General features: G+C 64.3%; 16 protein-coding genes, 1 tRNA gene and 1 pseudogene. 9 read left to right on the top strand and 9 right to left on the bottom strand.

The window, feature by feature from the left end:
* Positions 1–249: 249 nt before the first annotated feature.
* On the top strand, positions 250–780 hold the full coding sequence (locus BMY25_RS18825; RefSeq protein WP_143062046.1) for a hypothetical protein: 531 nt from the start codon (positions 250–252) through the stop codon (positions 778–780).
* Between the two features lie 84 nt (positions 781–864).
* On the opposite strand, the gene BMY25_RS18820 is transcribed toward BMY25_RS18825, so the two are convergent.
* The 4 genes from BMY25_RS18820 to BMY25_RS18810 all read right to left on the bottom strand — a co-directional run bounded on the left by BMY25_RS18820 (position 865) and on the right by BMY25_RS18810 (position 3816).
* Positions 865–957, bottom strand: a tRNA-Ser gene (locus BMY25_RS18820).
* Between the two features lie 291 nt (positions 958–1248).
* On the bottom strand, positions 1249–2073 hold the full coding sequence (locus tag BMY25_RS18815; RefSeq protein WP_177176950.1) for a rhamnan synthesis F family protein: 825 nt from the start codon (positions 2071–2073) through the stop codon (positions 1249–1251).
* A gap of 13 nt (positions 2074–2086) precedes the next feature.
* On the bottom strand, positions 2087–2563 hold the full coding sequence (locus BMY25_RS20945; RefSeq protein WP_177176949.1) for a hypothetical protein: 477 nt from the start codon (positions 2561–2563) through the stop codon (positions 2087–2089).
* Positions 2560–3816, bottom strand: coding sequence for a hypothetical protein (locus BMY25_RS18810; RefSeq protein ID WP_092499541.1), 1257 nt, complete (start codon positions 3814–3816; stop codon positions 2560–2562). Before BMY25_RS18810 ends, BMY25_RS20945 begins: the two co-directional genes overlap by 4 nt.
* Before the next feature lie 275 nt (positions 3817–4091).
* Here BMY25_RS18810 and BMY25_RS18805 point away from each other — a divergent pair, with 275 nt between their 5' ends.
* Positions 4092–5306 carry a glycosyltransferase gene (locus BMY25_RS18805; RefSeq protein ID WP_092499539.1) on the top strand — a complete coding sequence of 405 codons (1215 nt, stop codon included), beginning with the start codon at positions 4092–4094 and terminating at the stop codon, positions 5304–5306.
* On the opposite strand, the gene BMY25_RS18800 is transcribed toward BMY25_RS18805, so the two are convergent.
* Genes BMY25_RS18800 through rfaE1 form a run of 3 tightly spaced genes read right to left on the bottom strand, consistent with a single transcriptional unit; the run spans position 5287 to position 8623 of the window.
* Entirely contained in the window at positions 5287–6432 is a 1146-nt protein-coding gene (locus BMY25_RS18800; RefSeq protein WP_092499537.1) for an AGE family epimerase/isomerase, read from the bottom strand. The two genes, BMY25_RS18805 and BMY25_RS18800, sit on opposite strands and share 20 nt — an antisense overlap.
* Positions 6433–6471: 39 nt before the next feature.
* Complete coding sequence (locus tag BMY25_RS18795) at positions 6472–7116, bottom strand: D-glycero-alpha-D-manno-heptose-1,7-bisphosphate 7-phosphatase (protein WP_092499535.1); 645 nt, start codon at positions 7114–7116, stop codon at positions 6472–6474.
* 13 nt (positions 7117–7129) lie between these two features.
* Entirely contained in the window at positions 7130–8623 is a 1494-nt protein-coding gene (rfaE1, locus tag BMY25_RS18790) for a D-glycero-beta-D-manno-heptose-7-phosphate kinase (protein ID WP_092499551.1), read from the bottom strand.
* A 213-nt stretch (positions 8624–8836) separates the two neighbouring features.
* On the opposite strand from rfaE1, the gene BMY25_RS18785 reads away from it, so the two are divergent.
* Positions 8837–10363, top strand: coding sequence for a glycosyltransferase family 9 protein (locus BMY25_RS18785; RefSeq protein WP_177176948.1), 1527 nt, complete (start codon positions 8837–8839; stop codon positions 10361–10363).
* Between the two features lie 27 nt (positions 10364–10390).
* Positions 10391–11251, top strand: a complete 861-nt coding sequence (locus BMY25_RS18780; protein WP_177176947.1) for a glycosyltransferase family 8 protein — start codon at positions 10391–10393, stop codon at positions 11249–11251.
* 53 nt (positions 11252–11304) lie between these two features.
* Here the strand turns inward: BMY25_RS18780 and BMY25_RS18775 are convergent, their stop codons facing one another.
* Both BMY25_RS18775 and BMY25_RS18770 read right to left on the bottom strand, forming a co-directional pair.
* On the bottom strand, positions 11305–12261 hold the full coding sequence (locus BMY25_RS18775) for a putative nucleotide-diphospho-sugar transferase (RefSeq protein ID WP_177176946.1): 957 nt from the start codon (positions 12259–12261) through the stop codon (positions 11305–11307).
* Between the two features lie 220 nt (positions 12262–12481).
* Positions 12482–13359: pseudogene (locus tag BMY25_RS18770) on the bottom strand (LysR family transcriptional regulator).
* Between the two features lie 130 nt (positions 13360–13489).
* On the opposite strand from BMY25_RS18770, the gene hglS reads away from it, so the two are divergent.
* From hglS to BMY25_RS18745, 5 genes are all read left to right on the top strand, one after another.
* Entirely contained in the window at positions 13490–14884 is a 1395-nt protein-coding gene (gene hglS / locus BMY25_RS18765) for a 2-oxoadipate dioxygenase/decarboxylase HglS (protein WP_092499527.1), read from the top strand.
* A 20-nt stretch (positions 14885–14904) separates the two neighbouring features.
* Positions 14905–17853 carry an FAD-binding and (Fe-S)-binding domain-containing protein gene (locus BMY25_RS18760; RefSeq protein ID WP_177176945.1) on the top strand — a complete coding sequence of 983 codons (2949 nt, stop codon included), beginning with the start codon at positions 14905–14907 and terminating at the stop codon, positions 17851–17853.
* The gene (locus BMY25_RS18755; protein ID WP_092499524.1) at positions 17850–19130 is read left to right on the top strand and encodes an NAD(P)/FAD-dependent oxidoreductase; all 1281 of its coding nucleotides are present in this window, start codon (positions 17850–17852) and stop codon (positions 19128–19130) included. Before BMY25_RS18760 ends, BMY25_RS18755 begins: the two co-directional genes overlap by 4 nt.
* Positions 19131–19170: 40 nt before the next feature.
* Positions 19171–20724, top strand: a complete 1554-nt coding sequence (amaB, locus tag BMY25_RS18750; RefSeq protein ID WP_092499523.1) for an L-piperidine-6-carboxylate dehydrogenase — start codon at positions 19171–19173, stop codon at positions 20722–20724.
* Positions 20725–21174: 450 nt separating this feature from the next.
* Positions 21175–22125, top strand: a complete 951-nt coding sequence (locus BMY25_RS18745) for a LysR family transcriptional regulator (RefSeq protein WP_092499522.1) — start codon at positions 21175–21177, stop codon at positions 22123–22125.
* Positions 22126–22132 lie beyond the last annotated feature (7 nt).

Below are 22132 nucleotides of genomic sequence, written 5' to 3'. Positions count from 1 at the left end.
GCAGGATCCCGATGATCTGCTCTTCCGTGAATCTCGCTCGCTTCATTCCGTCCGTCCGTCCTTTCAAGGGCCGGACTCTAACGCCGCGTGGAGGATATTCTTAGGGGCAGGTCAATGCCAAGTGAGGCTTGTTGGGCTTTGCTGACACTGGCTCACAGGTGAAAATCCGTCAGCGAGCGCTGACAACTTGTTCCCAGCGCGATGAGCGCGCCATTGTGGAGGCTCGTTAACTTCGATTCGGGCTGTCACATGATTGGAACGATCATCGCCACCGCGCTCTCTAGTGGCGTGATTGCAGCATCCGTATCTTTCTTTCTCACGCTCTCAAAAGAAACAATGCTGGAGCGCCAGAAGAAAATGGAGAGCGCGTTTGATGCGTTCTCGTCGTTCGACAATACGCTCGCTAGCTACTTCATACAATCGATGAGCTATGTAAACGGGAAGATCAGTAAGGACCAATTAAACGACCTGATAATTGCAAGCAATAACCCTGTCGGTAGTGGAAGTCTCGAGAGACTCGAGATGCTCGTAGGGTTTTACTTTCCGAGCCTAGAGCTGGACCTTCGAAAGTACCTCGCTGCTCGAGACTTGCTGAACGTTGTCCTGAACCGTTTCGATCGCCAGGAAGCAGGCCCTAAAGATTACGACGGTGCAATGCGGAACTTCATCGAGCAGGGCAACGCATTCAAGAGCACCCTATTAGCCGAGGGACGTAGCCTAGCTAGACTCAATCCACTCACGTTCTGGCTGCGGCGGGAGAATGCGTTCAGCGCGGATTAGGCCCCACATTCCCGCACACTTTCCTGTTACACTTCGGCGACAATCGCCAAGGTAACCCATTGAAAAACCTACACAAAAGGGGAATGGCGGAGAGGAAGGGATTCGAACCCTCGAGACAGCTTTTGACCGCCTACTCCCTTAGCAGGGGAGCGCCTTCGACCACTCGGCCACCTCTCCGTCGCGGGACATGCCCGGTTTCCGGGCCACTCGTCAACCCCTGACCTTGCAGGTCGTGCAGAACGCTGTGGGAACATTGCGTGCTGGCGAGGAACCCGTCGCTTGTGGAGTTCGCCGGATGCACCGTCGATTTCGCAGGTTGGCGTTTCATTTCCCGTCAGTTCCGGGAAAGCGGAGCTCTGCGTGCCCTGATCGAAGGGGGGAGCCTAAGCCATGCGCACCCATCCCGCCCGGAGGGCTTAGGATGCTCGGACGATTGATCGACGCTCGAAAGCCCGAGCGGTCCTGACATCAGATGTAGACGACTTCCCGGTCGCGCCTTTGGTCGGGTGTGAGCGGCTGGCCGCTGTCGGCCTCCTGCAATGTGTAGCCGAGACCACGAGCTGCCATCGGAATCACACGTTCCAGCGCGTGAGCGTAGGTGCCGTCCTGCTGGCCTCCTTCCTCGGGGAAATCATTGTCGTCGATGAAGGGCAGGATCCGGGCCAATAGACTACCCCGAATCCAGAACATGCTGCCGGCGAAGAAGCCAAGTTCGTCGTCTTCCGCTGGGCGACCCAGAATCGAACGCATCAGCGCCTCGACATGCGGACGGTTGCCGCCCCAATAGACCTGGCGGCCGGTGTAGGACCCCGGAGCTCCGATCATGCCGAGCCTCGGATCGGTCCTGAACGCCTTCAGGATGGCGCGCACGCCTTGCCGGTCGGGCACGAGGCCGCTCAGAAGATCGTGTCGCCACTCCGCGCCCCGGTCGGTGTAGGTGCTCTTCTTGCCGTGGATCTTCAGGACCGGTGTATGCGGGCTGGTCCTGAGTCCCCGCGCGACCTGGAAGAACGGGCTGATATCGCGGCCGCGGTTCTCGGTCCTGTGCGTGGTGAGCGGCAGGTCCGGTCGATGCCATCGCTCCCTCCAGAGCCGAAGCACTTCGGGGTCGCTCGATGTGACGTGGACGGCGATGCCGCCCGGTAGTCGGTCCAGCGTGTCACGCAACTCCGCCACGAGCTCCGGATAGTGGCAATGACAGATCACCACGGCGCGGGGCAGGAGGCGCGCCTGCAAGCCCCGGATGCGCCGTCGCAATCCGAGGCCGGAGCGCGGGGCTCGCTTTGGGATCATCCGCTCGCCAGCCTCAGATGCCGACATGCTTGCGCAGGGACTTGCGGAGCTTCCTGAACGGCTTGGTCCTTCGCCAGGAGGCCGACGATTCGACCTCCTGAAGGCGGTTCCGGAGATCCTTGATTTCGTGATCGCGTTCCGCCATCCGCGCCGGCCAGCCATCAAGCTCATTTTGCGCTTCGGCAAGTCGCCCCTCGGTTTCCCTCAGGCGGCTTTGCCCTTCGTCCAGCTTCGGCCTGAGTTCGACCAGTGCCTGTGTCGTATCATGAAGCCGTTCCAGTTCATGGCTGAGGGCGAAGACCCGTTGTTGCAACGAGGCGTTACCCTCACGGGCCTTTTCCAGCTCCAGACGCAGGTCGTCCATCTCGATCCGCAGGCGCCGGGTTTCATCCACGCCGTTGCCGGGCGAAATTTCCGAACCGACCGCCATGGATCGAGTCGCTTCGAACGAGGTTGCCACATCGTCCGTCGTGTCTCTTCCCGCACTCACGCAGCCGATCTCTCGTTGATCCTATCCCTGGTGTCGTACAGGCCCGCCCGGATCGCGACCGGCTCGACGAGTTGCCGGTCCAGCCCGAATTCATCGCCGTGCTCGACGTACCAGCGCACGAAGTGCTCCACGCCCTCCGGCCGCTCCAGGTCAAATCTGCTGCGGAGATCGCCTCGCTGGTCATAGAGGTAACGCATCAGGTTGGTGACCATGAACCTTCCTGCCAGATGGCAGGCCGTCGGATCGGGAAGGTGGAGATATTCTTCCAGGTTGGCGAACGGATTGCCGGACCAGCCCGGGAGCCGCTCACGGAACATACGCCGGACAGCATCGGGAATTGGTGTTCCCGACGCGAACCGGCCGTACCCATACGGGAGGTTTGGCTGCTCTCCGAAGTCACTCGCGGTCAGCCGGTCCGCATAATGCTGGAACAGGTGCCGGTGCGCATCCGACACGTCTTCCTCGCGGAAATTGGTGTGCTTGGAAATCCGCGTCATGTCCTTCGGCGAGAACCCGCTGAAATGGAAGAAGGTGAGGGGGTGGCCATCCACCGTCCAGTCGCCATTCTCTTCGCGCAGTTCGCGTTGCGCCAGGTTCCAGTAGGCGACGTTGCATGACGTATCGCGCAGGATACAGGTGTTCTCGGTGAAAGCCGGGACGAGGTCCATGAACTTCTGATCCACGAAGATGCCGTGGCTTTGATCGTTGATGCACTGGTAGCGCAGGCGACGAGCCCACCACCGAAGCACCGTCTCGGTCTCCGCCTGCCGTCCGCAGGCGACAAAGCCGAGATTGAAGATCCCGGTCTGCATGATGTGGATGTCGGTCCGCGGCGCCCAGCTTTCCGCCGGCGAGCAGATATGCGGCGTCAACACGAAGGAGGCGCCCTTGTCGAGAGCGCCGAGGACGCTCGTCAGCGGGGCGAAGAACTCGATGTCCGGATCGAAATAGAGGACCCGATCGTAACCCCCCTCCAGGAGCGACAGGAACATCGACGGCTTGATCGCCGTGTTCAGCTCCATGATGTCGTAGCGGAAGGCAAAGGCGTCGAAGTCGGAAATCCCGAGTTCGCCGGCCGGAACGACGGTGCAGCCGGGGGGGTAGTCGAGCGTCGCGGCGGGGACGTCAGCGAGCCCGAGATAGAGGTCGATCTCCGGGTGGAACTGCTGGAACGAGGCGGCGAAGACCCGGGCTGAAGGCAGATAATTGTTCGAGCAGATCGTGAAGCAGGCGGTGCGACTCTGGCTTTTCATGACACGTCCCGAGCGATCCCGATTCCGACAACGGTGCCTGGATCTTATTCGACCGCCACCGGTTTGTCGTACCTCAACCTATAGGATTGCAAAGGCGACCATATCAAGGTTTGCTGCCTAATAATTAGCTCTCTCACGCTATTATCCGGGCAGCAACGTTTCGCAATCTTTTGATACAGAGACTTAGTTTACGGATTGCTGTCGATTGAATAGATCTCATTTTCAATGCGAGAAGAAATTCCGCAACTTGCTGCAATTGTGTCGAAAGAGTGCGTATGTACGGTAGAGGTAAAGCGGACGATCTCTATTCCGTAGCTCTATCCGGCAAAGACTTCGATGGCTTCTGGCGTCGTCGTCGCCGCTGGACCCTTCGAAATGCGATCCGGCGCTCGCGGGCGGCGAACAAGCGGCAAAGGCGGCTGGCGCGCGATGCCGAGCTTCTGATCCCTTACGCAAAGACGCCCGGACTGAAGAACGGCGGCGGGAAGGCCCTGGTGCTCGCCGATCTTTCCGGAGGGAACGGCCTGAGCCGAGCCGCCCAGTATGAGATCACGCAGATCCGCCTGTCTCACGACGATGTCGTGACTGTGGACGTATCCGCGCGGATGGCATCTCGCGATGCTCCGATCACTGTGGATCGGGAGCAAGTCTATGATGTCGTGATCCTGCTCTGCCAGCCGGAAACCTACGCGCGCGTCCTGCCTCTGTTTCGTCCGGAGCAACTTGCGGGCGCTTATCGGATCGGGCTCTGGGTCTGGGAAACGCCGCTTTTCCCTTCAGACTGGACGTTCGCCCTCGACATCGTTCACGAGATCTGGACCCCCTCCGCTTTCGTGGCTGCAGCGATCCAGCGCGGCACCGATCTGCCCGTGACATTGCGACCTCACGCGGTGCGCGCGCCGGAGGTCGTCGAAGAGGTGACCCGCTCCGCCTTCGGAGTGCCTGAGGGCGCCTTTCTCGGCCTTGCGATCATGGATCTCAGGAGCTGTCCGACGCGCAAGAACCCCTGGGCCCATGTGGAAGCCTGGCAAAGGGCGTTCGGGAGCGACCCCGACTGCGTCCTCCTGTTGAAGGTTCGTCTTGGCAAGAAGTCCCGGATCGTCGAGGGGGAGTTGCGGGAGATGATCGAGCTCGCCGGGAACATCCGCATACTGGAGCAGGACATGTCGGACAGTGAGATCGCCGGCTTCCAGCGGTTGGCCGACGTTTATCTCTCGCTGCATCGGTCGGAGGGGTACGGCCTCAACATCCACGAATTCCTGCTGCTCGACGTTCCCGTGGTCGCCACCGATTGGTCGGCCAACGCGGAATATGGCCCGGGCTTCGCGAACTATCATCCGGTCAAGTACCGCCTGGAGCCCTACCGGGATTGGACCGGTCATTTCGGCGACGATTCTTTCCAGTGGGCCACGGCGGACGTCGACGATGCCGCCCGGACGCTCCGAAAGATCGCGGCGCAACGCGCGCCCGCTATTGCGGGCGCTTGCTGAATTCCACGATGCCGCAGGTCAGGTGATAGAAGCTGGAGGCCCTGACTGGCTCCGGGATGAAATCACCGTCCTCCGCGATCCGCTCGCGCCAGAGGCCCGGGCGGCTGTCCTGCCAAAACGACTTCATGCCCTCGAAGGCTTCCACGGTCCGCTTGGCGCCGTCGGGGCGGATGGTCTCCGCCTTGAGCCGCTCGGTCTGCGGCCAGAGACGGCGGGCAGGGGACTGCACCGAGCCGTCGCTCCAGAGGGCGTCGATGGCAAGATGATCGCCCTCATGAATGCCACCGAGGTCCGCGAAGGCGAAGAGTGAGCGAAGCGCGCCGGCGACTTCCTCATTGCGCGCTCCATGAGGCGTGTCGCGGGACTCCCGTATGAACCAGTCCAGGAGCCACGCCCATTCGAAATGGTGGCCGGGCTCGACGAGAAATCGCCCGTTCTCCCGTTCGGCAGTCAGCTTATCGTCGAAGAATTCCGGAAGCGCGCCCTCACGTTTCTGCAGCAGCCGATCGAGAAAGAGGTCGATCAACTCGCTCGCGCTCGCAAGAAAGACGTCGTCGCCGAATGCGCGATGAGCCGCAAGCAGGGCTTCCAGCAGGTGCATGTGCGGATTTTGCCGACGCGGCAACGCGGGTGGAAGCGACTCCAGGAAACCGCCGACCTCGTGGCGGAAGTTCCGCAGGATATAGGAGATGAGATCGAGGGCCGGGCCCCTCAGCTTCTCCCTGCCCACGACGGACGACGCGCTGGAATAAGCGAGCAACACGAAGGCGTGGTCGTAGAGGTCGCGCGTCTGATCGATGACGTTGCCGTCGAGATCGAAGCGCCAAGCATAGCCGCCATCCGACTGCCGCGCATGGGAGGCAAGGAATTCCAGACCGAGGGCGACCGCTTCATCGGCCCTGGATATGCCGAAGGGCACGGCCTGCGAGAAGACATAGATCTGGCGCGTCAGCACGCGCAGACGGCGAAACGTTGCCCGGCATTGCAACGTGTCGGAATCCAGCTCCTCATGGAAACCGCGCCGCTGCCAGTCGATGCCTTTGTCGAGCCAAAGCGGCCAGGCGTGGTCGACCAGCCATGCGATTCCCTCGTCGGCATAAGCCTGAGGTCGGTCCGGTGTCGTCATGTCTTCCGTCCTGATCTGCTGGTTGGTCGCCGTCCCGGCTCAAGCGGCCGTGGACGGAGGTGTGAGATATTCGCGTAGCCGGTCCGCCGCTTCGGACAAATCGGCGGCGAAGAAGGCCTCGAAGCTTGACGATGCCTGCGCCGGCCTTTGATGAGGCTCGGGACGTGCGGCCTCGCCGACAAGGAATCCGCCACGCAACCCCGCCGCGGCTCCAGCCTGGAGGTCGCTCTCCTTGTCACCGACGATCCAGCTTCGATGAATGTCGATAGGAGCGATCCGGGCGGCGAGCTTGAGCATGCCCGGAGACGGCTTGCGGAAGCTGCTGCCGGCTTCGTCTTCCGGCCCGACGCCTGCGGAAATAAGCAGGTCGATCCACGCGCCCTCCAGGGCGAGGAGCTCGGCGATCCGCTCTTCCACCGCAACCACGGCATCCCAGCCGAAATAACGGCGCGCGACACCGCTCTGGTTGGAAACGACGACCACAAGCACTCCGGCCTGGTTGCAGGCGGCGATCGCCGCGGCGGCGCCTGGCACGAGTTCCACGTCCTCGACCCGTCCGACGTAGTTGCGATCGATGTTGATCACGCCGTCCCGGTCCAGGAACAGGGCCGGAGCGGGCGGACGCTCGGACAGCAGGACGTCGGCACGTTGCCCGAGACGGATGTTGACGGGAAAGGCGTTCATGTCAGCCGCGCGATCAGGCCGCCTGTCCACTTTGCGGTTCGTCGGCAGACCGCATCTTCTGCACGATCCCGGTGGTGCTGGAATTGGGTACGAGTTCGGCCAGGACGACCCGACCACCGTGGGCTTCCACCACGTCTCGGCCCACCACCTTGTCGATCGTGTAGTCGGCGCCCTTGACGAGCACGTCCGGGACGATCTCGGAAATGGCGTTATAAGGCGTGTCCTCGCCGAAGATCACGACCGCGTCGACGAAGGAGAGGGCGGCCAGAACGGTGGCGCGAGCATTCTCGTTCTGGATGGGGCGCGTCTCGCCTTTCAGTCGTTTCACGGATTGATCGCTGTTCAGCCCGACGATCAGGCGGTCGCAATGCGCGCGGGCGGCCCGAAGAAGCTCAACATGCCCGGGATGCAGGATGTCGAAGCAGCCATTGGTGAAGCCCACGAGGAGACCTGAATTCCGCCAGGTTGCGACGGTGTCCAGAAGCTCCGGCATTCCGAAGACCTTGGAATGGACGTGGAAGCGCGGACGGGAGAGGAGCTTCTCCCGGAGTTCCGACAAGAGGACATGCGCCGTGCCCGCCTTGGTCACGACAATGCCCGCCGCACTGTTGGCGACCTGTGCCGCGCCCGCAGTGCCCGCGCCGGCGACCAGCGCCAACGTGAAGCTTGCGACAAGCGTATCCCCGGCACCGGACACGTCCACCACTCGCGGTGCATTGGCCGGGAAGGCCGAGGCTTCGCCGCTGCTCTCCAGCGCGAGCACACCGCGCTCGCTTCGCGTGATCAGCAGCGTCTCGCAGTCGGTCGCTTCTATGAGTTCCCGGCCCGCGTGCTTCAGCGCTTCGTCGGTGTTTTCCACCGGATGGCCGGTGGCGAGCGAGAGTTCGGCGAGATTCGGCGTCAGCGCCGTCACGCCGCGATAGCGGTCGTAGCGGGTCCCCTTGGGATCGACCACCACGGGCTTACCGGCCGCACGCGCTGCGGCGATGATCTGCCCGATCAGCCGCGGAGTGAGCACGCCTTTGTTGTAGTCGGAAAGGATCACCGCATCGACATGGCTGAGCCGCTCGGCAACGGCCGCGATCAGCACGTTTTCCGTTTCCTGCGCGATCGGGGAGGTGTCCTCCCAGTCGGCTCGCAACAGGTGCGTGTTGTGAGCCTCGGAGACGAAGCGGGTCTTTACCGTGGTCGGACGCCCGGGAACCTGGATCAGGTTGGCGTGGATAGACGATTGCGCTTCCAGCTTCGCAGAAATCGCCCGCGCACCGTCGTCATTGCCGACGACGCCGATGAACTCCGCCCTCGCACCCAGGGAATCGATGTTGCGGACGACGTTGCCCGCGCCGCCCAGCACTTCTTCCGTGCGGACGGCATGGATCACCGGAGCCGGTGCTTCGGGTGAAATTCGCGACACGCGACCGTATACGAAACGGTCCAGCATGATGTCGCCCACGACGAGGATACGTGCGGCTGCGAAGTTTCCAAGAACGGTCTCGAGCGGGATCATGATCGCGATTTTCCTGAACAGCGCGGCTGGGATACGCGGATTGCCGCGCAGGGGCAAGCATCAGGGCGATCTGCCGGAACCCGACAAATCTCTTTCGCACATGCGAGAAGAGCGTCGGCTTTAGGTTTTCGTCGCGGGACGGGGATGCTAAAGCAAGCGGATGGCCGGACCAATCCCGATTGTCGTCCGCGAACTGACCGGGTGAGGAGAATGATGGCGGAGCAGACAACGGTGCGGGGGGAGCGTCCCGTCATTCCGGCCGACAGGAAGCAGACCCTGCGACTGAAGACACGGAAGATCCGGCGGAAGATCCGGGAGCGGGTGCATATCGCCCGGCTGCGCAATGCGCCCTCCGAAGCCATTCTCGATCAGCTGCAACGCGTGCTCAACCGGCGCGACGACCTGAGCGACGTCTTCCTTCAGGTGGAGGACGTTCAGCAGTGCCGGATGAAGATCCTGTTCTCCTACATCAATCGGGATCCCTGGAAGTGCAGTGACACCGTGCTGAAGTTCCTGGACACGGCGAGCGAGATCGAGTTGCTGCTCGGGCTCGACAGCCTGTTCCAGATCTGGCGCTTCACGAGAGTGCTGGAGATCGCGGAAGTCATCAGGGCACGCCTGACCTCGGAGCGCTTCCGCCTGCGCGCCCATCAGCTCGTGCAGCGGAGCTATCTCCGCAGCGGCCAGCTATCGGCAGCAGCGGCGGGGCTGGAGACCGACGATCTCCAAGGGATGGAGTTCGGCGAGCTGCTGCTTCGGGCCGATATCTGGGATGTGATGGGTCGTGTCGAGGATGCGACGCGGGCTTACGAGCTTGCGATCCACCGCCACTCCGACAATCCAACCCTTCACCTGCGCTACGGCTTTCATCTTCTCCGCAAGCGGCGCCTGGCCGATGGGATCGCGCACTGGGGCATCGCCGAGCGCGGCTTCGGCAAGTTCCCCATCCGGCACGATATTCCGGTCTGGCGGGGCGACTCCCTGGATGGCCGCAGGCTGTTGATCTTCTTCGAGCACGGGCTCGGTGACATGATCCAGTTCGCCCGTTTCCTGAAGCCTCTATTGGCCCGCTGGCCGACCGCCCGCGTCACCTGCCAGATGCCGGCAGTGCTGGCGAGCCTGATGGCCAGGTCGTTCCCGGGCGTGGAGTTTCTTGCCGACCTTCCGCCGGAAAAGAGCTTCGACGCGTTCGTTTCCGTGACGCAGCTTCCGGCCGTGCTGGAATGCGACAGCCTTGAGCCGGCCAGCCGATATCTCGATCTCGGCACGCCGACCGCGCTTCCGGCGTTGCCGGGGGCCAGAAAGCGGATCGGGATCTGCTGGCGCGGCCATCCGCGGGAGTATGAGCTTGTCCGCTCGATCCCGCTTGAGGACTTTTCGCGGCTGTTCGCGGTGCCGCACATTGAATTCGTCGTTCTTCTGCATGACCTGCGGGCGGACGAGAAGGAACTGCTGGCGACCTTCCCGAACGTCACCGTTCCGCCGATCAAGAACTTCGTCGAGCTCGGCCAGGTGGTGGCCGCCTGTGACGCCGTTCTTTCCGTGGATACCGCCGTGGTGCATGTCGCCGCCGCGGCCGATCGGCAGGTTCATCTCCTCTCCCGACCGGACAGTTGCTGGCGCTGGGGTTCCCACGCGGCCACATCACCGTGGTATCCCAACGTCAATATCCTGCGCCATCCCGGAGACATGAACTGGGATGTCGTGCTTGAAGAAGCCGCTCGCCAGCTGGCAGCCTGACGAATGGTCTCTGCACCGAATTCGGCCATGACCGCCGGCCGCGAGCATTATCTCGGCTGCGCGGTCGATTCACGCTTCGTCGAACTGGCGACCGCCATGCTGGCCTCGGTGAATGCCAACGGCCAGGTGCCGGATGTGTGTGTCGTCGTGGCGGCGTTCGGGCTCTCCTCCAGGCAGAAGCGCCTCATCCGGCGCTATGCTGGTGAGCTTGGGCGGAAGCTGCAGTTCGTCGACGTGGACAGCACGTGCGCTGAGCTCAAGGGCCTGCAGGTCTCAAGGGATTACTCGGCCTCGATCTACGGCAAGGTTCTGCTGCCTGGACTGATCGGAAAGAGCGCGGGGCGGCTGGTCTGCCTGGACAGCGACATGATCGTGAACCACAGTCTGGCGCATCTTTTCACGATGCCGATGGACGGTCATCCGCTCGCGGCCGTTCGAGATCACATCGATCCTGAGCAGCTTGCCCGTCGTTCGCGGGCTCCCGACCCCAACTACTTCAATGCCGGGTTGATGGTGATCGAGCTGCAGCCCTGGATAGAGCAACGGATTTCCGACCGCACCTTTGCTGTCCTGCGCTCCGGAGCACGTCCACTGTTCTGGCCGGAGCAGGACGCGCTGAACGAGGTGCTCGGTCCCGACTGGAAGCGGCTGGAGAGAGCCTGGAATTTCTACTACGGAGGCGGGTCGGAACACCTGGTCTTCGAGGATTACCAGGCCGCCCATATCGTTCATTTCACGGGCACGCCAAAGCCGAACTCACCTGCCTGCCGTCATCCGGCGGGGACTTTCTACCGGCACCATGCTCGCCGCCCGAAGCGGCAGGGTCCCGCGTGGGTCGAGCGGGCACTCGAACAGCTTAGGGCATGGCGGCCGAAATCGCCCACCTGACCAAAGCCTGACATCCAAGCGCGAGACGCGGGCCGGAAGCGCTTGCGCCCAACTCAGTGTCGGTTGGCGGACCCGTCGCCGTGAGACGCTCCGTACAGCTTGCTCCTGGTGGTGCGCCACCAGGTTCGCAGGAGCCACGAACGCGACCCGACCTTACGCAGAAGCTCGTCGTGCTCGTTCTTCAGCGCGCGGTGAACGGTATCCAGCCGGGTTTGCCGCTCCGTCAGCTCCTTGAGGCTGCCCTCCGGGTCCCATCCGTGCTTGTGATTCCAGTATCCCTTATAGATCCGGAAGCGGAGGTCCTCGGCAGTCTCATCGGTCAGCTGGTACTCGTCGCGCAGCCTCTGAAGCTGGACCTCGAGTTCCATGCCCAGCCGCTTCGTGATCCGGTCGTGACCGGCGAAATGCCGGATCACCGTGCGGGGATCGGTGTCGTTGCCCGCGATGCAGTTCCAGCGGAGCGGCAGCATGCGTAACCGGGTGGTGTATTCGGAAACGGGACGATCGGCCCGGTTAAGCCCGTCGTCGATCATGGAGAGAAACCCGAACACGACCATGATGGCAGCCTGATCATGCCAGTTCGGGCCCTGCATGTCGGGTTGCAGGGCGACCTCGGCCAGAAACTTCCGTGTTAGCGGCGTGTTGCGCATCACCCATACGCCCGAATTCAGACGCTCGACGCCCCATTCGCGCCGGATATGCTCCTCGCGTGCGAAATAGAAGTCGTGCCGATCGTCGATCTGGCTGCGGATATCGATGTCGTAGCGGAGGAACATCGCGTCGGCATCGACCCAGAACACAAATTCATAGCCGGCTTCAAATTTCTCCTGGGCCGAATAGATTTTCTGCCAATGAGGACTTCTGTCCTTCGGCGTCTTCTGAACCCAGTCGAAGTCCATCCCGTAAGTCTCGGCATAGCGTTCCATCGTCGGAACGGATATCGAGCTGATGTCTGCAAACCCCTCGTCGCAAGCTGTGAGCAGGCACCACTTTCTTCTCTCGGCCGACATACTGCCCCTCAGCACATGCATGACTGCAGGGTACAGGGGCTAGACTGAACCGCAACTCGTTTGTGCCTGTTTTCCCGACCTATGCACCGGGCATCCTCCCGTTGGCGGATATCCCGGCCGTCTTCGCTCCGGAGGGGGAGGAGGTCGCGGGTCCCACACCCGCTTCATCATGGGGGTGCGGAAAGCGGCTGGGTGAGAGGGAAGGGGAACGTCGAGGCGGCTATGCGCCATCATCGACGGCTCGCCGCCCGAGCCAGGCGCGGAAGGCCGCCGCCAGTGGGGGATACGAGGCCCGGGCCATCGGGAACGCCAGATAATACCGCTCCGCACTTTCCATGGGGAGCTCCAGCGGCTTCACGAGATCGCCGCGATCCACGTCGTCGCAGATCAGGAATTCCGGCAGGAGCGCGACGCCGGGACCGGAGATCGCGGCCTGTGCCGCCGTCGCGAACTGATCGAACAGCATGCCGCGCAGGGGGGGGCGGGATTTTCTCCTTGCAAGGCGAACCGGCGCTCCCGCGCGTCGCGAGACCATGTGCAGCAATGGCGTCTTCAACAGGTCCTTCGGCTCGCGAAAGCGATGCTTTTCCGCCAAGACCGGGCTGCACGTCATCAGGATAATCCACTTCAACGCCCGGCCGATCCGCCGTGCCGAAGTGAATGGCGGCGTCCAGCGCTTCGAGGCTGAAGTCGAACGGCGACAGCCGCGTGGTGAGATTCAGGGTGACGCCGGGATGCGCGTTCAGGAAATCCGGCAGTCCCGGTGCAAGCCAGCGCGTGCCCAAGGTGGGCAGGATCGCGAGGTTCAGCGTTCCGCCGCTTGGATTGGCGCGGAAGGCGAGGGTGGCGCCGGCGATCCGATCCAGCGCCTGACGGATCTCGCGGGCATAGACACCGCCGGCGAATGAGAGGCGGACGGTCTGCCGCTCCCGGATGAAGAGGTCGGCATTGAGCAATTCGGCGTCCGGATCTGTCGACTTACCGCGCTCTGCGTCAGGTTAAGATCCGTCGCGGCGGCCGTGAAACCTCGAGCAGAGCCGACGCCTCGAAGGCCCGCAACAGGGACATGGACGGCAGAAAGCGTCGGGCGATGATCATGTGATTCCGCTTCAGAATGACGTTAGACCCAAGGATCGTTTGCAGCCCGGCGGAATTTCGTCAAACCTCGTGTGCGTAACGAATGACGCCCCGATGACGGTCGTCGTGCTCTCCCAAGGTCCGCCGCGCTATGCCGACTTTTGCCAGTTCCGACCAGATCCGCACGTTCTTCTCACGCGCCATGTCCGACATGTACCGCAGGGAGGTGCCGCAGTACGGGACGCTGATGGAGCTGGTGAGCGAGGTCAATGCGGGTGTTCTCGCCCACGATCCGCAGCTGAAGGCTGATCTGGAGCGGGCGGACGAGCTGGAAAGGCTCGACCTCGAACGTCACGGCGCCATCCGGCTCGGCACGGCGGCGGAGCTCTTCACCATTCGCCGCTTGTTCGGCGTGATGGGCATGGAGCCGGTCGGCTATTACGATCTCTCGGTGGCCGGCGTTCCCGTTCATTCCACCGCCTTCCGTCCCGTCCAGGATGCCGCGCTCTCCCGCAATCCGTTCCGCGTCTTCACCTCGCTGCTGCGTCTGGAGTTGATCGAGGATGCGGATCTCAGGGCGGAGGCGGCCGCGATCCTGAAGCGTCGGCAAATCTTTACGACGCGCGTTCTGGAGCTGATCGACATTCACGACGAGCAAGGCGGGCTCACGGTCGGCCAGGCGGAAGAATTCGTCCGGGAGGCGCTGGAAACATTTCGCTGGCACGGCGAGGCGACGGTGGATGCCGGCACTTACCGCAAGCTGCACGACGCGCATCGGCTGATCGCCGATGTCGTGAGCTTCAAGGGGCCGCACATCAACCACCTGACGCCCCGCACCCTCGATATCGACGCGGTGCAGTCGGGCATGCCGAAGCGGGGCATCGCGGCCAAGGCCGTCGTGGAAGGCCCGCCGACGCGGCGCTGCCCGATCCTCCTGCGGCAGACGAGCTTCAAGGCTCTGCAGGAGCCGATCCTCTTTCGCGACGCCGGGCCGGAAGTGGCAGGCACGCACACCGCCCGCTTCGGCGAGATCGAGCAGCGCGGCATTGCGCTGACGAAGAAGGGCCGCACGCTCTACGACGAACTCCTTGCCTCCGTGCGCGAGATCGGGGCGGCGGGGAGTGCCGGTGCCGATTACGAGCGACAGCTCACCGCCGCCTTCCAGCGCTTTCCCGACAGCACCGACGAGATCCGCCGGCAGGGGCTCGGCTTCTTCCGCTATCGCCTTTCCGGGAAGGAAACGCCTGCCGTTTCCGGCATGCTGACGGCCGACGCGCTGGATCGCCTGATCGCCACGGGAAGCGTCGTTGCCGATCCGATCGTCTACGAAGACTTCCTGCCCGTCAGCGCCGCCGGCATCTTCCAGTCCAATCTGGGCGGCGCCGAGCAGAAGAGTTACGCCGGCAATGCCAGCAAGGCGGCGTTCGAGCAGGCCTTGGGTGCAACGGTGGCCGACGAGTTCGCGCTTTACGCCGAAGCGGAAGCGCGATCCATCGCGGCGCTGGAAGCCGAACTCACCGTCCGTGAGGGCGAGGCGGCGGAATAGCCCTGATGCCAGAGGCCGGGATGTCGATACCCGCGGGGGGGCGCCTTTGGGCCTTTCGTGAGGCTCTGGCCTCCGAAGGCTATCGCGGCGAGTTCGCCGGTGACCGTGCGGCGCGGCTCGTCGCTTCCACCGACAACAGCATCTACCAGGTCGAGCCGCTGGCCGTGCTTTATCCGCGCGAGCCGGAAGATCTCAACCGCATCGTGCGAGCGGCGCATCTTCCCTCCGGCGAAGTCATGCCGCTTTGCGCGCGTGGCGGCGGCACCGGCACCAACGGCCAGTCGCTGACGCGAGGCATCTCGGTCGATGTATCCCGGCACATGAACGCTGTCCTCGCCTTCGACCCCGAGGGGCGCGAGGTCGTGGTGCAGCCGGGAATGGTGCTCGACCAGCTGAATGCCTTTCTCGCGCCGCATGGACTGTTCTTTCCGCCAAACGTGTCCACCGCCACGCGCGCCACGATAGGCGGCATGGTCGGCACCGACGCCTCCGGCAAGGGGTCGCGCATCTACGGCAAGACCTCCGCTTACATCGAGGCGCTGGACATCGTCCTTTCCGATGGCTCGGACTGGCGTGTGCGGCGCATGGGGCAGGCCGACCTGCAGGGCGTCATGGCGGGTCGGGAGCTCGCCGCGGCGATCCACCGCGAGACGCACCGCGTCGTCACCGAGCAGGCGGATTTGATCGCCGCCACCTTCCCGGACATGAATCGCGGCCTGACCGGCTACAACCTCAAGCACGTGCTGCGGGAGAACGGCGATTTCGACCTCGCCTTTCTGCTGGCCGGGTCTGAGGGCACCCTCGCGCTGACCAAGGCGATCACCCTGCGCCTGTTGCCTCTTCCGCGCCATCGCGGGCTGATCGTCGCGCGTTATGACAGCTTCGATACGGCGCTCCGAAGTGTCGCCCCGCTTCTCGCGGCCGAGCCTGCGGCAATCGAGATCCTGGACGACAAGGTTCTGGCGCTGGCCGAGCAGGACATCGTCTGGTCGGGCATCCAGTCGGTCTTCGAGAGGCCCACGTCCGAGCCGGTGAGGGGACTGACCTTCATCGAATTCGTGGGCGACGATCGGGCGACGCTGCAGGATGCGATGGCGGGTGCGACGCTGCTGCTGGAGACGGCCGAGCACCGCGCGCTCGACTGGATCACCGTTACCGATCCGGCCTTGATCAAGCAGCTCTGGACCCTTCGAGAAAAGGCCGTGGGACTGATGGGGCGGCTCGCCGGTCCTCGGCAGGGCACTGCCTTCGTGGAGGATACGGCTGTTCCGCCGGAAAGCCTCGCCGACTATGTCGCCGAGTTCCGCGCTCTTCTCGACAGGCGCGGTCTCGCCTACGGCATGTATGGTCATGCCGATGTCGGCTGCCTGCACGTGCGCCCGGCGCTGGACATGCGCGATCCCCACGATGCCGCGCTGATCCGCCCGATCACCGACGAGGTCGCCGCGCTGACACGGCGCTATGGCGGGCTTCTCTGGGGCGAGCATGGGCGGGGCTTTCGCGGGGAATACTCGCCCCTCTTCTTCGGGCCGGAGCTTTATCGCGAACTCTGCCGGCTGAAGGCGGTCTTCGATCCCCTGAACCTGTTCAACCCCGGCAAGCTCGCCGTGCCGGACGAGCGCCTGCCGATCGACAGGATCGATGGGGTTCCGCTGCGCGGAGCCCTGGACCGGGGGATCGACGCTCGCCATGCCGAGCAGTTCGATCGCGCGATCGCCTGCAACGGCAACGGAGCCTGTTTCAACTGGAACGACTTCGACGCGATGTGCCCTTCCTACAAGGCGACGCGCGATCGCGTGCAGTCGCCGAAGGGCCGGGCGACGTTGCTGCGGACATGGGCGCGCCTCGCGTCCGGCAATAGCGGCGAAGCCGTGGCGTCGGCCGAACTGGCGGAGGTCGAGGCGGAGCTAAAGGCGTCGCTCGACACCTGCCTGTCCTGCAAGGCCTGCGCCTCGCAATGCCCGGTCAAGGTCGATATTCCCACGATGAAGTCGCGCTTCCTGTCGTCCTATTACGAACGGCGGCGGCGGCCCCTGCGCGACAGGCTGATCGGCAACATCGAGACGCTGCTGCCGATCGCGCGGCTCTGGCCTGCCCTTGCCAACTGGCTGACGCACGGGCCGGCAACGGGAAATATGCTCCGCCGCCAATTCGGGCTGGTGGATCTGCCGGTTTTCCGCCCCGCGCGGTTCGACCGGCGTCACCGGTTGGACGCAGCCGGCTGGGCCGACCTGCCCGAGGCGACGCGGGAGCGAAGCGTGATCCTCCTGCCGGACAGCTTCACCGTCAGCTTCGACGGAGCGGTGCCCGGTGCAGCTGTCCGCCTTCTGGAAAACCTGGGCTACCGGGTCTTCGTCGCTCCCATCCGGCCGAACGGGAAGGCTCGCCACGTGCTCGGAATGCTGGACGCTTTCCGTCGGACGAGCAGAAAAGCGCAGGATCTGCGCGCATGGGCCGGATCGTTCGGCGCTCCGCTGGTGAGCCTCGACGCGGCAAGTGGTCTGCTCTTCGCGCAGGAGTATGAGGAATTCGCGCCGCTTGCCGGCTCGCCGCCAGTGCTCGGGATCGAAGAGTTTCTTGTCCGAGAGATCGAGGCGGGTCGGATCGCGCCCAAGGCAGCGGGAGGCGGTGCGGCCTTCGAGATCCTGCTCCACTGCACCGAGAAGACGGCACGCCCCGTGACGGCCGATTACTGGGCCCGCATCTTCCGCCATCTCGGCCTGTCCGCCTCGATGCCGCCCTCCGGCTGCTGCGGCATGGCGGGCATGTTCGGTCATGAAGCCGAGCATGCGGCCATGTCGCGGCAACTCTTCGACATGAGTTGGCGGCAGCATCTGACGGGCAAGCCCGAGGGGCGGGTCCTTGCCACTGGCTTTTCATGCCGCTGCCAAAGCGAACGGATCCTGAAAGCTCGTCCGCCCCATCCTGTCGAGGCACTGGCGGTTCTCACCGAGGGCTTTCCGGCATGAAGAACGACCCTCGCACTCACGGTCTCTGGGAGCTTTCGGCTCCACCCGCGCCACTTACATCCCGTCTCGCCGGCGATCTGTCGGCGGAGGTGGTCATCGTCGGTGCTGGTTTCACCGGCCTTTCCGCCGCGCTGCATCTGGCGGAGGCCGGGCGCGACGTCATTGTGCTTGAGGGCGAGGAGATCGGTTTCGGCGGCTCAGGTCGCAATGTCGGGCTGGTCAACGCCGGCATGTGGGTGATGCCGGACGAGCTCCCGGCGGCGTTGGGAGAGACGCACGGCGAACGCCTGCTGACGATGCTCGGGAATGCTCCGCGTGCGGTCTTCGATCTCGTGGAGAAGCACGGCATCGAATGCGAGGTCGAGCGGCGGGGCACCCTGCATTGCGCGGTGGGCGAGAAAGGCCTTGCCGAGTTGCGCGACCGGGCGCGGCAATGGCAGGCGCGGGGCGCACCCGTCCGGCTGCTGGAAGCCGGGGAGGCTGCGGCGAAGATCGGCACGAACGCCTATTCCGGGGCGCTGCTGGACGAGCGCGCGGGTACGGTCCAGCCGCTAGCCTATGCGCGCGGACTGGCGACGGCCGCGATCGCCGCGGGCGCCCGCGTCTTCACCGGCAGCCCGGTCGTCTCGGCCGAGGAGGGCGATCCCTGGGGGCTGCGCACCGCGGCCGGGTCCGCGCGGGGACGGCAAGTCGTCCTCGCCACCAATGCCTATACGAGCCATGTCTGGTCCGGGATCCGGCAGGCACTGGTGCGTCTGCCCTATTTCAACATGGCGACCACGCCGCTTCCGGAGGCGTTGCGCCGCTCCATCCTGCCGGAGCGGCAGGGCGCATCGGACACGGAGGAGGTGCTCTCCTCCTTCCGTTTCGACAGGGCGGGGCGGCTGGTCTTCGGCTCGGTCGGCGCGTTGCGCGGGACCGGCACGGGCATTCATCGAAATTGGGGCCGCAGGGCGATGACGAGGCTTTTCCCGCAATTGAAGGGCATCGGCTTCGAGCAGGAATGGTACGGCCAGATCGGCATGACCGAAAACAGCCTGCCGCGCTTCCACAAGCCTGCGCTCAACGTCCTGTCCTTCAGCGGCTATAACGGGCGCGGCATCGCCCCGGGCACCGTCTTCGGCAGAACCCTCGCAGAGCTGATCCTGGGCAAGATCGCGGAGGAGGACCTGCCGCTTCCCGTCACATCCGTGACGCCCGCGCCCAATCGGATGGCGCGCGAAGCCTGGTACGAGATCGGCTCGCAGCTCTATCACGCGACGCGCGCCCGCTTCTGACAATCACGACGACACGAACCGCAATCCAGCAGGAGACCTCATGCTTCAGACCGCATCCGCCCCATCGCTTCGCGAAGAAACCGCCTCCTTGTTGCGTTCGCTCGGCCTGCATGAGACGAGTTTCACCGGCGGCGGGCGTGAGGTCCGCTCTCCGATCACCGGCGAGGTGATCGCCAGCGTGCCGGAGACGACCGCCGACGAGGCTCGCGCAACCATCGGCCGGGCGCACGAAGCGTTCCTGAAATGGCGAGCCGTCCCGGCACCACGGCGCGGCGAACTGGTCCGCCTTCTGGGCGAGGAACTGCGCACGGCGAAGGCCGATCTCGGCCGCCTCGTCACCATCGAGGCCGGCAAGGTGATCTCTGAAGGGCTCGGTGAAGTGCAGGAGATGATCGACATCTGCGATTTCGCGGTCGGTCTTTCCCGCCAGCTTTACGGGCTGACGATGCCCTCCGAGCGCGCCGACCATCGGCTGCAGGAGCAATGGCATCCGCTTGGCACCGTCGGCGTCATCTCGGCCTTCAACTTTCCAGTCGCCGTCTGGTCGTGGAACGCCGCGCTGGCACTGGTCTGCGGCAATGCGCTCGTCTGGAAGCCGTCGGAAAAGACGCCACTGACGGCCCTCGCGACGCAGGCGATCCTGGATCGCGCCATCCAGCGCTTCGGCCCGGATGCGCCGGAGGGGCTCTCCAGCGTGCTGTTGGGCGATGCGGCGGTCGGGGAGGCGCTTGTGGATGACGCCCGCGTGCCCGTGATCTCCGCGACCGGCTCGACGCGCATGGGGCGGATCGTCGGCCAGCGTGTCGCGGCGCGCTTCGGCCGCGCGATCCTTGAACTCGGCGGCAACAATGCGTCCATTGTCACGCCTTCCGCCGACCTCGACCTGACGCTGCGCGCAGTGGCCTTCGGCGCCATGGGCACCGCCGGCCAGCGTTGCACGACGCTGCGTCGGTTGATCGTCCACGAAAGCGTGCATGACGCGCTGGTGGAGAGGCTCGCGCGCGTCTATCGCGGCATCTCCGTGGGCTCGCCGGTCGCCGGTGACGCGCTGGTCGGGCCGCTGATCGATCGCACGGCCTTCGACGGAATGCAGAAGGCGCTGGAGGCGGCCAGAGCAGCCGGCGGCACCGTACATGGCGGCGAGCGGGTGGACGTGAACGGCGAGGGCAGCTTCTACGTTCGGCCGGCTTTGGTCGAGATGCCGGCCCAGACCGGCCCGGTCGTGGAGGAAACCTTCGCGCCGGTCCTTTATGTCCTGAAGTATCGCACGCTGGAGGATGCGATAGCGCTGCAGAACGGCGTGCCGCAGGGGCTGTCCTCGTCGATCTTCGGGACCGACATCCGCGAGATCGAAGCCTTTCTTTCCGCGGCAGGATCCGATTGCGGCATCGCCAACGTCAACATGGGGCCGTCCGGCGCGGAAATCGGCGGCGCCTTCGGGGGCGAAAAGGAAACCGGCGGCGGGCGCGAGTCCGGTTCCGATGCCTGGAAGGCCTATATGCGCCGCCAGACGAACGCCATCAATTACGGCCGCAGCATGCCGCTGGCGCAAGGCGTGAAGTTCGACGTCGACGGCGGCTCGGCGGAAGCATGAACTGACGCACGGATTTCCGGCACGCGCCGACGCGTCGTTCCGCCACCGTTCGCGATCTCCCGGGGGAAGAGATGCAGTGGATCCGGACGCACGGTCCATGCGGCGAACTTGCGCTGGTGTTAGCGTCCGGTCCCGACGAAGCCAATGACTCCGCTGAGCCATCGATCCGGAGCTTGATTCAGCGCGGGGGCATCAAGGTGGTTGTGACCATTGGAAGCCGCAGGGCCTTCTTCTACGCGTAGCGGGAATCGACGCTCGGCGGCCTCTCGCACCAACAGCGCAGTCCGCAATAACAACCCCCGGTTCCTCGTCTCGGATGGGCGACGGCAGACTGTACCGCCGGATCGGGCTTGCTCCCTCGTCCGGAGAGGCGGCATTGACTTGGAGCGCCCTCTGGCGGAGACCTCAGGCCGCCGGGCACCGCCCGCTTGCGCTTCCTCGAAGTGACCCATGCGATTCACTATCAGACAGATCGAGTACTTCATCGCCACGGCCGAGACGGGCAGCATCACGCTTGCGTCGGAACGGCTGAACATCTCCCAGCCGTCGATCTCCACCGCGATCACTCATCTGGAGCACGAGCTCGATACGAGGCTTTTCGTCCGCCATCACGCGAAGGGCCTTTCGCTGACGCAGGCGGGGCAGGTTCTCCTGGTCGAGGCCAAGCGTCTCGTCGAACAGGCGGAGTACATGTACACGCTCGCCAGCGAGGTGAACGAGAAGGTGAGGGGCCAACTTTCGCTCGGCTGCCTCGTGACCCTGGCGGCCATGGTTTTGCCGGAGCTGTCCCACTCCTTCACCTCCGCTTTTCCGGCGACGCGTATCGCGCAGATGGTCGGTAATCACGAGGAGTTGCTGGGGCGGCTGCAACGCGCGGAGCTGGACGTCGCCATCACCTACGACCTCTTGGTGCCGGACGGGTTCGAGTTCATGCCGCTGGCCAGCCTGCCGCCGCATGTGCTGGTCGGCGAGGGGAATCCGATCGCCTCGCGGTCGTCTGTCAGGCTGGACGATCTGGTGGAAGAACCGCTGATCCTCCTGGACCTGCCGATCAGCCGGGAATATTTCCTCGGCCTCTTCTCCACGCGCGGGCTCAATCCAAAGATCGCCACCCGCTCGCCGCATCAGGACGTGATCCGCACCATGGTCGCCAACGGTTATGGCTACAGCCTCGCCAATGTCCGGCCTCGCTCGGACACCGCCATGGATGGCCGCCGCGTGGTGCGGGTGCCGCTTTCGGGCGAGCAGAAACCGATGGTGATCGGCATCGTCACATTGCGGCAGAGCCGCAAGCCGCGGTTGCTGGAGAGCTTCGAGCGGCATTGCCAGTCCTTCATTTCCGACGGCTACATCCCCGGCATGGTCGCGCCCCTGATGGAGCGCCGGAAAGTCTCTCCGTGAAAACGGG

Source organism: Faunimonas pinastri, from assembly GCF_900110915.1.
GTDB classification, from domain to species: Bacteria; Pseudomonadota; Alphaproteobacteria; order Rhizobiales; family Afifellaceae; genus Faunimonas; species Faunimonas pinastri.
Note: the sequence above shows the minus strand (reverse complement) of the source record. Positions and strands in the feature narration are given on the sequence as shown.